The 4,160-nt window shown below is 67.2% G+C and carries 5 protein-coding genes and 1 pseudogene; 2 read left to right on the top strand and 4 right to left on the bottom strand.

The window, feature by feature from the left end; all coding sequences use genetic code 11:
* The 3 genes from AC1D1G_RS42495 to AC1D1G_RS42485 form a co-directional block, all read right to left on the bottom strand.
* Nucleotides 1–280: transporter permease (locus AC1D1G_RS42495; protein ID WP_477956627.1), on the bottom strand; the 280-nt coding region annotated here is incomplete at its 3' end.
* A 28-nt stretch (nt 281–308) separates the two neighbouring features.
* Nucleotides 309–1,178 (bottom strand): hydroxymethylglutaryl-CoA lyase, encoded by an 870-nt coding sequence (locus tag AC1D1G_RS42490; protein WP_005561919.1) that lies wholly within the window; start codon nt 1,176–1,178, stop codon nt 309–311.
* Nucleotides 1,179–1,194: 16 nt separating this feature from the next.
* A complete protein-coding gene (locus AC1D1G_RS42485) occupies nt 1,195–2,412 on the bottom strand; it encodes a CaiB/BaiF CoA transferase family protein (protein ID WP_477956626.1) in 1,218 nt (405 codons plus the stop codon).
* A 213-nt stretch (nt 2,413–2,625) separates the two neighbouring features.
* Between AC1D1G_RS42485 and AC1D1G_RS42480 the strand changes: the two genes are divergently transcribed.
* The gene (locus tag AC1D1G_RS42480) at nt 2,626–3,168 is read left to right on the top strand and encodes a gamma carbonic anhydrase family protein (RefSeq protein ID WP_196775237.1); all 543 of its coding nucleotides are present in this window, start codon (nt 2,626–2,628) and stop codon (nt 3,166–3,168) included.
* A 5-nt stretch (nt 3,169–3,173) separates the two neighbouring features.
* On the opposite strand, the gene AC1D1G_RS42475 is transcribed toward AC1D1G_RS42480, so the two are convergent.
* A complete protein-coding gene (locus AC1D1G_RS42475; RefSeq protein ID WP_009478110.1) occupies nt 3,174–3,821 on the bottom strand; it encodes an IclR family transcriptional regulator in 648 nt (215 codons plus the stop codon).
* Between the two features lie 217 nt (nt 3,822–4,038).
* Here AC1D1G_RS42475 and AC1D1G_RS42470 point away from each other — a divergent pair.
* Nucleotides 4,039–4,160 (top strand): annotated as a pseudogene (locus AC1D1G_RS42470) (4-hydroxyphenylpyruvate dioxygenase); the annotation flags it as partial.

The raw sequence follows: 4,160 nt of genomic DNA, 5'->3' as shown, positions 1-4,160 counted from the left end.
GGATCGCCCACCGCCTGCCGCGCACGAGTCGGAGCGAGGCCTCGATGACGAGGTCGATGGTCCCGTTCGTCTTGGCTATGGCGAACAGCAGCGTGATGCCGCCGACGATGATGAACGTGCTGCCGGGGAAGGCGTCGATGATGTCCTCGACCGGGATCCCGGACACCCAGCCGCCGATGACGAACGCTCCGGCGAACGCGAGGATGCCCATGTTGATCGGGGTGAGGGTCGCCACTGTGAAGATCGCGATCAGAGCGACGATGGAGATTGTGTAGACCATGGTCGGCCTTTCGAGGTGAGTTCGCAGATCACACTGCGGTGAGGGGCCGAGCTTGGGCCAGAGCGTGTTTCACGGTGTCGACGGCGAGGCCGAGGGCCTGCTGATCGATACCCGTGTCGATGTCGTGCGCGTGCAGGTGCGCGACCAGTTCCTCGGTGGCGAGGTTGCCGTGGGCGCCGGGCGCGAACGGGCAGCCACCGTACCCGCCGATGGCGCTGTCGAAGTGCGTGATGCCGAGCTGCCGGTGCGCGGCGATCACGGTGCCCAGGGCCTGACCGTGCGCGTTGTGGAGGTGCAGGCTCAGTTCGATGTCGGGGAGGGCGTCGCGTACCGCCCCGGCCGATGCGAGCACCTGCTCGGTGGTGGCCGTCCCCAGCGTGTCGGCCAGCCCGAGCCGGCGCACACCCATTGCGGCCATCGCGCTGGCCACCCGTACCAGTGTGGCGGGGGCGATGATGCCCTCGAACGGACAGACGAACGCGGTCGACACACCTCCGAGGAAACTCCGGTCCGGGTACTTCTGCAATGCCTCGGCAAGTCCGTGCAGCGCCTCGTCCGGGTTCCGGCCCGTGTTCGCCGTGCTGTGCCCGGCACTGGCGGACGTCACGACCTGGATCTCGTCGATGCCGGTCGCGATCGCACGGTGCACCCCGCGGGGGTTGAGTGCCAGAGCGCTGTACGTGACCGACGGGTCGGTGCGGGGCAGCCGGGCGATGACGTCGTCGGCGTCCGCCATCTGCGGGACACGCGTGGGTGAGACGAACGATGCCGCTTCGATGTGCTTCACACCGGCGGCGACGAGGGCGTCCGCGACGGCGATCTTGTGGTCGGTGGAGACGACGACATCCTCGTCCTGCAGTCCGTCTCGCAGCACGACATCCGTTATGGTGACTGACATTTCACTTTCCTCCGGTTCAGATGACGTTGCGGGCGCGGTAGTCGTCGAGCTGATCACCCGACAGATTCAGCAATCCGCCGAGGATCTCGTCGGTGTGCTCACCCAGCTCGGGGCCGGCCCAGCGGATCTGCGTGGGTTCGCCGTCGAGCTGCGGGACCACTCCGGGGAAGCGCACCTCTTCGGGTTCCCCGTCGACGGACACCTTCAGGCTCTGCAGCATGCCGCGGGCGTTGTAGTGCTCGTCGTCGGCGATCTGCACGGCGTCGTACACCTCGCCCACGGGCACACCGGCGGCACCGAGTTCGGCGACGACGTCGCGGGGGCGACGCACCGACGTCCACGACGAGATGGCCTCGTCGAGTTCGGCTTCCCGACGGAATCGCTGATCACCGTCGGCGAGCTCGGGATCGTCGGCCAGATCGCCGCGCCCCACGGCCTGCATCAACCGGCCGAACACGCCACTCGAGTTGCCGGCGATGATGACGGATCCACCGTCGCATGGATAGACGCCGCTGGGCACCACGCCGGGCAGGTTGCCCGCGGTCCGTTCTCGGACCATGCCGTACGCGTCGTAGTCGGGGACGAGGGATTCCATCGCCATGAACACCGATTCGTAGAGGGCCACGTCCGCGACGCGCGGGGTCGAGTGATCGCCCTGCCTTGCCTTGGCCAGCAACATCATCAGGGCGCCGATCGCGCCGTGCAGTCCGGCGAGCGTGTCGGCGATGGGGGCGGCCGCCCGGACCGATTGACGGTCCGGATAGCCGGTGACGTGCCGCAGTCCACCGAAGGCCTCGGCGACGCCGCCGAAGCCGGTGCGCTCCCGGTACGGGCCCGTCTGCCCGTAGCCGGAGATCCGGACCAGCACGATGTCGGGGTTGGCGGCCGTCAGCTGGTCGGGCCCGATTCCCCACCGCTCGAGCGTCCCGGGACGGAAGTTCTCGATGACGACATTCGACTTCGCGGCGAGGTCGAGAATGATCGCGCGGCCCTCGTCGGTCCGGAGGTCGAGGGTGACGGACCGCTTGTTGCGCGCGATCGTGCGGAACATCATCGACGTCGCGCCGCGGCGGCGACGCCAGCCCCGCAGTTCGTCGCCGACGCCCGGTCGCTCGATCTTGACGACCTCGGCGCCGAAGTCGGCGAAGATGCGGCTCGCCATGGGGGCTGCGATGAAGTTGCCGAGTTCCAGCACACGGATGCCGTGCAGTGGGCCGTTCTCTGGGACCTGCATGTGAGAGTTCTCCCTCGTCGATCTGTACTGGATGACGACTGGGTTCCTACCTGCTGATTCTCATTATTTGGCAGTTAGATTCCCGTTTGATAAGAATGACGGTAGTGGTAGCAGTCACAATTGGCAATGCCCGGAGTCCGCGCCACACGACAATGGACGTCGGGACGCTGCGAAATGCAGCAGGAATTTGCTGCTCGACAGGAGGAGAACACGGTGAGAGAACCACACGTCGTTGCGATCGATGGACGTTCGCCGCGCGCGGAGAAGACCACGTGGGTCGCGCCGACCGCCGCGGTGATCGGCGCCGCAACACTCGGCGCGGAGACCAGCGTCTGGTACGGCGCGGTGCTGCGTGCCGATTGCGATTCCATCACCCTCGGCGAGGGCAGCAACATTCAGGACGGTGTGGCCGTTCACGTCGACCCGGGCTTCCCCGTCGTCGTCGGCCGGGACGTCAGTGTGGGGCACAACGCCGTCCTGCACGGCTGCACCGTGGGAGACGGCGCCCTCGTGGGCATGGGGGCCACCGTCCTCAACGGAGCGGTGATCGGCGAGCAGTCGCTGGTCGCGGCCGGCGCGCTGGTACTCGAGGGCACGCGAATTCCGCCGCGCTCACTCGTCGCCGGCGTGCCCGCGAAGGTGCGTCGCGAACTGACCGACGACGAGGTGGCCCACAACGCCGCCAACGCCGCGGTCTACCGTCAACTGGCGCAGCAACATCGGTCGGCGGACGTCACCACGTTCGACATCGCCTGAGCGACTCAGTCGCCCGGGACGGATTTCTCGATCTGCCGCGCGGCAGCGACGACCGCGCGGCCCATCGACGCACCCAGGTTCTTACCCATCCGCCCCTCGGGACCCGACACGCAGACGGCGGCCACGATCTCGCCGTGCCTGCGGACCGGCGCACTGATGGACGCGGATCCCGGTGTCCGTTCCGAAACCGACACCCACCAACCCGATTTCACGGCTTCGGGGTCGGCCTCCCAGTCTCCGGACAGCACGTGGCCGCTCGACCCCTGCGGTAGCGGGACCAACGTTCCGACGGGCAGTGCCACCCGCAGTTCGTGCTGGGAATCGACGCTCGCGGCGCAGAGACGGGACTCGCCCCGGCGAACCCACAACTGCGCGGATTCCCCTGTCGTTTCACTCAATTCCCGCAGCGCCGGGATCGCGAGGTCGCTCAACGCCGTGGTGACGAATCGCTGCCCCAGATAGAAACGGCCTTCCTGATCCTTGCGCAGGAGGCCGTGCTTGACCATGTCGGTCGCCAGCCGGTACGTGGTCGAGAGGGACAGGTCGAGTTCACGGGCGAGGTCGCTCGCGCCCATCGGGCTCGACTCGACGACGTCGAGGATCGCCACCGCACGGGCGAGCACTCCGACGCCGATCTCACTCCGCGCAACCATCGCAGTCCATTTCTATTGCCCCATTGAAGTATTCAGATTGTATAGGAAAGCCGGTGCGCGACCGCCCGCATCCGTCGATGCGGCTAGTTGTCCGGGTGTCGGTTGACGACCGGATCGGGGCCCGGTTACCTCTGTGTCAGGCATTCGCCACTCCCCCGGTGCGCAGTCGCACGCACATCCCCGGTATCCGAAAACCCTTGCAAGGAAAGGCACCATCATGACGATCGAGCAGACTCTCACCGACAAGGAACGCCTGGCAGGTCTCGACCTCGGCCAGCTCGAGCAACTGGTCGGGCTCGTCGAGTACGACGGCACCCGCGACCCGTTCCCGGTCAGCGG

The sequence above is a fragment of the Rhodococcus sp. P3_B8 genome, from assembly GCF_056402775.1.
Note: the sequence above shows the minus strand (reverse complement) of the source record. Positions and strands in the feature narration are given on the sequence as shown.

Coding starts and splice junctions, on each gene's coding strand:
- AC1D1G_RS42475 (WP_009478110.1), bottom strand. CDS start 3,821: ATGGTTGCGCGGAGTGAGATCGGCGTCGGAGTGCTCGCCCGTGCGGTG.
- AC1D1G_RS42490 (WP_005561919.1), bottom strand. CDS start 1,178: ATGTCAGTCACCATAACGGATGTCGTGCTGCGAGACGGACTGCAGGAC.
- AC1D1G_RS42485 (WP_477956626.1), bottom strand. CDS start 2,412: ATGCAGGTCCCAGAGAACGGCCCACTGCACGGCATCCGTGTGCTGGAA.